This window comes from Reyranella sp., from assembly GCF_030651995.1.
Lineage (GTDB): Bacteria > Pseudomonadota > Alphaproteobacteria > Reyranellales > Reyranellaceae > Reyranella.
This window is the reverse complement of the sequence record NZ_JAUSBN010000006.1, coordinates 1-4817: the sequence shown is the minus strand read 5'-3', so window position 1 is coordinate 4817 and position 4817 is coordinate 1. Positions and strand designations below refer to the sequence as shown.

The window sequence follows — 4817 nt, the reverse complement described above, 5'->3', positions numbered from 1 at the left end:
TGGGTCATTGCCAGACTCGGAGGATGGACCGGCTACTACGGCAAGCCAGGGCCGAAGGTCATGCGCATCGGCCTCGATCAGTTTCGCGCCATCAAATACGGCGCCTCCCTCGGACTATGAGATGTGTGAATCCGATAGCCCGCTAGGGGGAGAGGCTAGGTGAGGGGGTTACAAGAGGTGCGTCGCCCCCTCACCCAACCTCTCCCCCTATCGGGGGAGAGGAGTTTGAATGAGGAGACTCAGGCCGCGCGCTTCTGGTTTCGCTGGCGCAGGATCGACAGGATTTCCGCGGCGGCGGCCGGGATGTTGGTGCCCGGCCCGTAGATCGCCGCGACGCCCGCCTTCCTCAGGAAGTCGTAATCCTGGGCGGGAATGACGCCGCCCACCACGACCATGATCTCCGACGCGTTCTGCTTCGCGAGTTCCTCGATGAGCTGCGGCACCAGGGTCTTGTGCCCGGCCGCCTGGCTCGAGATGCCGATCACGTGCACGTCGTTCTCGATGGCGGCGCGGGCGGCTTCCTCGGGCGTCTGGAACAGCGGGCCGACATCGACGTCGAAGCCTAAGTCGGCGAACGCCGTGGCGATCACCTTGGCGCCGCGATCGTGGCCGTCCTGGCCCATCTTGACGACCATGAGACGCGGCCGGCGGCCCTCCTCCTCGGCGAAGGCGGCGATGTCGGTGCGGATGCGGTCGAGGCCGGTGTCGCCTTCCCACTCGCCGGCATAGACGCCGGCGATCGAGCGGATGGTGGCCTGGTAGCGGCCGTAGACGCCTTCCAGCGCCGAGGAGATCTCGCCCACGGTGGCGCGCGCGCGCGTCGCCTCGATAGAGAGGCCCAGCAGGTTGCCGGTGCCGTTGCGCGCGGCCTCGCCCAGCGCCTTGAGGGCTTCGACGCACTTGGCTTCGTCGCGGGTCGTACGGATCGTGTGCAGGCGCTTGAGCTGGGCCTCGCGCACGACGTCGTTGTCGATGTCGAGGATGTCGATCGCCGACTCCTCCTTGAGCTGGAACTTGTTCACGCCCACGACGATTTCCTCGCCGCGGTCGATGCGGGCCTGGCGGCGCGCCGAGGCTTCCTCGATGCGCAGCTTCGGCATGCCGGCCTCGACGGCCTTGGTCATGCCGCCCAGTGCCTCGACCTCCTCGATCAGCTTGCGCGCCTCGGCGACCAGGCTGGCGGTCAGCGATTCGACGTAATAGCTGCCGGCCAGCGGATCGATGACCTTGGTGACACCGGTCTCGTGCTGGAGGATCAGCTGGGTGTTGCGCGCGATGCGGGCCGAGGTCGGCGTCGGCAGCGCGATCGCCTCGTCGAACGAATTGGTGTGCAGCGACTGGGTGCCGCCCAGCACCGCGGCCATCGCCTCGTAGGCGGTGCGGATCACGTTGTTGTACGGGTCCTTCTCGGTGAGCGAGACGCCCGAGGTCTGGCAATGGGTGCGCAGCGACAGCGAGTCGACCTTCTTGGGCTCGAACGGCTTGACCAGCTCGGCCCACAGGAAGCGCGCGGCGCGCAGCTTGGCCGCCTCCATGAAGAAGTTCATGCCGATGCAGAAGAAGAAGGAGAGGCGCGGTGCGAAGGCGTCGATGTCGAGCCCCTTGGCCTTGGCGGCGCGGACATATTCGAGCCCATCCGCGAGCGTGAAGGCCAACTCCTGAACGAGCGTCGAGCCCGCCTCCTGCATGTGATAGCCGGAGATCGAGATCGAATTGAACTTCGGCATGTAGAGCGCGGTGTGCTCGATGATGTCGGCCACGATGCGCATCGAGGGTCCGGGCGGATAGATGTAGGTGTTGCGGACCATGAACTCCTTGAGGATGTCGTTCTGGATCGTGCCCGCCAGCTTGTCCTGCGGCACGCCCTGCTCCTCGGCGGCGACGATGTAGCCGGCCAGCACCGGCAGCACGGCGCCGTTCATCGTCATCGACACGCTCATCTTGTCGAGCGGGATGCCGTCGAACAGGATCTTCATGTCCTCGACCGAATCGATCGCCACGCCGGCCTTGCCGACGTCGCCCACGACGCGCGGATGATCGGAATCGTAGCCGCGATGGGTGGCGAGATCGAACGCCACCGACAGGCCCATCTGGCCGGCCGCGAGATTGGCGCGATAGAACTTGTTGCTCTCTTCGGCGGTCGAGAAGCCGGCATACTGGCGGACCGTCCAGGGACGTCCCGTGTACATCGTGGCCTTCGGCCCGCGCGTGAAGGGCGGGAACCCGGGCAGCGAGCCCACCGTCTCGATCTGCTCGAGGTCGGCGGCCGTGTAGAGCGGCTTCACCGGGATGCCCTCGGGGGTCATCCAGGTCAGGTCATCGAGCGGGCGGTCGCGCAGCTCCTTCGCTGCGAGTTTTTCCCAGTCGGCGAGGGTCTTCTTCGGAAAATCGGCCATGCCCGCAATGTACTGCGGATTTCCGGCCCCCAAAAGACCCGCTATTCGTTCGCCAGAATCGTGTTTCGCACTAGGGGATAGATCTGGTTCGCCCAGCGGCGGCCGCTGAACACGCGGTAATGGCCGACGCCGGCCTGCATGTAGTGCTTCTTGCGATAGGGCCGCAGGCTGGAACAGAGATCGTGGGCCGCCACGGTCTGGCCCAGCGCGCAGATATCGTCGCGCTCGCCCTCGATGGTGAACAAAGCGGTGCGGCGGATCGCCTTGGGGTTCACCCGCCGGCCCTTCCAGTCGAGCTCGCCCCGGGGCAGCCGGTGCTCCTGGAACACCCACTGGACGGTCTCCAGGTAGAACTCCGCCGTCAGGTCGAGCACGGCGAAATACTCGTCGTAGAAGTCCTTGATGGTCTTGGCCTGCTCGGTCTCGCCCTTGGCCAGGTGCCGGTAGAGATCGGCCTGCGCCTTGATGTGGCGCTCGGCATTCATGCTCATGAAGGCGGTGAGCTGGATGAAGCCGGGATAGACCCGCCGGGTGGCGCCGGCATAGCGCATCGGCACCCGGTGGATCAGGTTCTGCTCGAACCAGCTCATCGGCTTGCCCATCGCCAGCTCGTTGACCTTGGTCGGGCTGACGCGGGTGTCGATCGGGCCGGCCATCAGGGTCATGCTGGCCGGCTGCGCCGGATTGTCGTCCTCGGCCATGATCGCCACCGCCGCCAGCGTCTGGACGCAGGGCTGGCAGACCGCGATCACATGGGCGCCGGGGCCCATCACCTCGAGGAACCTGATCAGGTGCTCGACATATTCGTCGAAGCCGAAGCGCCCGTTCCAGATGCCGACATCGCGGGCATTGGCCCAGTCGGTGATGTGGACGTCATGGTCGGGCAGCAGAACCCGCACGGTATCGCGCAGAAGCGTCGCGAAATGCCCTGAAAGAGGCGCGACCAGCAGGACCTTGGGCTGCGGCGCGACGCCCACCTTGGCGAAACGCAGCAGGGTGCCGAACGGCGTGGCGAAGACCTCTTCCTCGCGCACCGCCACCGTCTGGTTGCCGTAGGGCACCTCGGTGATGCCGAAGGACGGCCGGCGATGGCTGAGCGTGGCCCGCGTCGTCATCTCGCACAGCGCACTGGCCGCCCGCCAGCTGTCGAGCGACGTTCCCCCGCTGGCAAGCGTGTGGCCTGCCGCCGTCGCCCACAGGCGGACCGGGAGCATCATGTCGGCGGCGGTCTGATACATCGCATAAAGCATGGGGGGGGGCGACCGGCTCGGTATTTGCATCTACGAGGGCACCTAAGATACAGACAACCACCAACCGGGAGGGGTGGAGTCCATGGCCGAGGCCTCGCTCACCATCAGTAGCAAGAACTATTCCTCTTGGTCACTGAGAGGTTTTCTCCTGTGCCGGATGGCCGGGCTGGATTTCGACGAGAAGGTCGCGCCGTGGGACGATCCATCCACCCGCGCCGAGCTGCTCCTGCTCTCCCCCTCCTTCCTCGTGCCCTCGCTGGAGCACGGCACGGTCAAGGTCTGGGACACGCTGGCCATCGCCGAATACCTCAACGAGATCCAGCCGGATGCCGGCCTGCTGCCCAAGGATCCGGCGGCGCGCGCCCATTGCCGGGCGATCTGCGGCGAGATGCATTCGGGCTTCGCCAACCTGCGCTCGGCCCTGCCGATGAACCTCAAGGTCCGTCACGAGACCTTCAAGGTGTGGGGCGGCGCCCAGGCCGACATCGAGCGGGTGACCGCGATCTGGCGGGACTGCCTGCAGAAATACGGCGGGCCCTACCTGTTCGGGAAGACCCCGACCATGGCCGACGCCATGTACGCCCCGGTCTGCACCCGCTTCCAGACCTACAACGTGAAGCTCGACCCGGCCTCGGCCGGCTATCGCGACCTCATGCTGCGCTTCCCCGCGATGATGGAATGGACCGCGGCCGCCAAGGCCGAACACGAGGATGTCGAAGAGTTGGACGTCGAGTTTTAGGCTCGCCGCCCCAACTATCACCGTCGTCCTGAGCGGAGCGCCGAAGGCGCGTAGTCGAAGGACCTCTTTTCGCTTCGACACGCTGTGCGTCGGAAAAGAGGTCCTTCGACTGCGCCGCCCTGCGGGCGGCTCCGCTCAGGACGACGGATATATCTCAGGCCGCTTCTAACTCCCCGGCGCGCGGCGGAGTTCCAGCACGACGCGGCCGACGCGGAGGCCCCATTTGCCGGCGGTGGCCTTGTTGATCAGGGAGCCGTCGGAGTTGAGGGACAGCACGTCGAGTTTTGATTATCCGTCGTCTCGACCGGGGCGCCGAAGGCGCGTATCGGAGAGACCATCTCTCCACCAAAGGCCGGCAATTCGGCGAGAGTAGGTCTCTCCGCTACGCCTCGCATCGCGAGGCTCCGGTCGAGACGACGGGGGGGTGGATCA

At 66.1% G+C, this 4817-nt stretch carries 3 protein-coding genes; 1 reads left to right on the top strand and 2 read right to left on the bottom strand.

Features of this window, described 5'->3' with window-relative positions; genetic code table 11:
* Positions 1-239 precede the first annotated feature (239 nt).
* Positions 240-2396: a methylmalonyl-CoA mutase gene (gene scpA, locus Q7V45_RS02005; protein WP_304846137.1), complete on the bottom strand. Its 2157-nt coding sequence runs from the start codon at positions 2394-2396 to the stop codon at positions 240-242.
* 41 nt (positions 2397-2437) lie between these two features.
* Positions 2438-3646: a polyhydroxyalkanoate depolymerase gene (locus Q7V45_RS02000; protein WP_304846134.1), complete on the bottom strand. Its 1209-nt coding sequence runs from the start codon at positions 3644-3646 to the stop codon at positions 2438-2440.
* A gap of 82 nt (positions 3647-3728) precedes the next feature.
* On the opposite strand from Q7V45_RS02000, the gene Q7V45_RS01995 reads away from it, so the two are divergent.
* Positions 3729-4385 carry a glutathione S-transferase family protein gene (locus Q7V45_RS01995; protein WP_304846131.1) on the top strand — a complete coding sequence of 219 codons (657 nt, stop codon included), beginning with the start codon at positions 3729-3731 and terminating at the stop codon, positions 4383-4385.
* Positions 4386-4817 lie beyond the last annotated feature (432 nt).

Excerpts from the sequence above, each read along its gene's own strand:
- Q7V45_RS01995 (WP_304846131.1), top strand. The coding sequence starts at position 3,729 with ATGGCCGAGGCCTCGCTCACCATCAGTAGCAAGAACTATTCCTCTTGG.
- Q7V45_RS02000 (WP_304846134.1), bottom strand. The coding sequence starts at position 3,646 with ATGCTTTATGCGATGTATCAGACCGCCGCCGACATGATGCTCCCGGTC.
- scpA (WP_304846137.1), bottom strand. The coding sequence starts at position 2,396 with ATGGCCGATTTTCCGAAGAAGACCCTCGCCGACTGGGAAAAACTCGCA.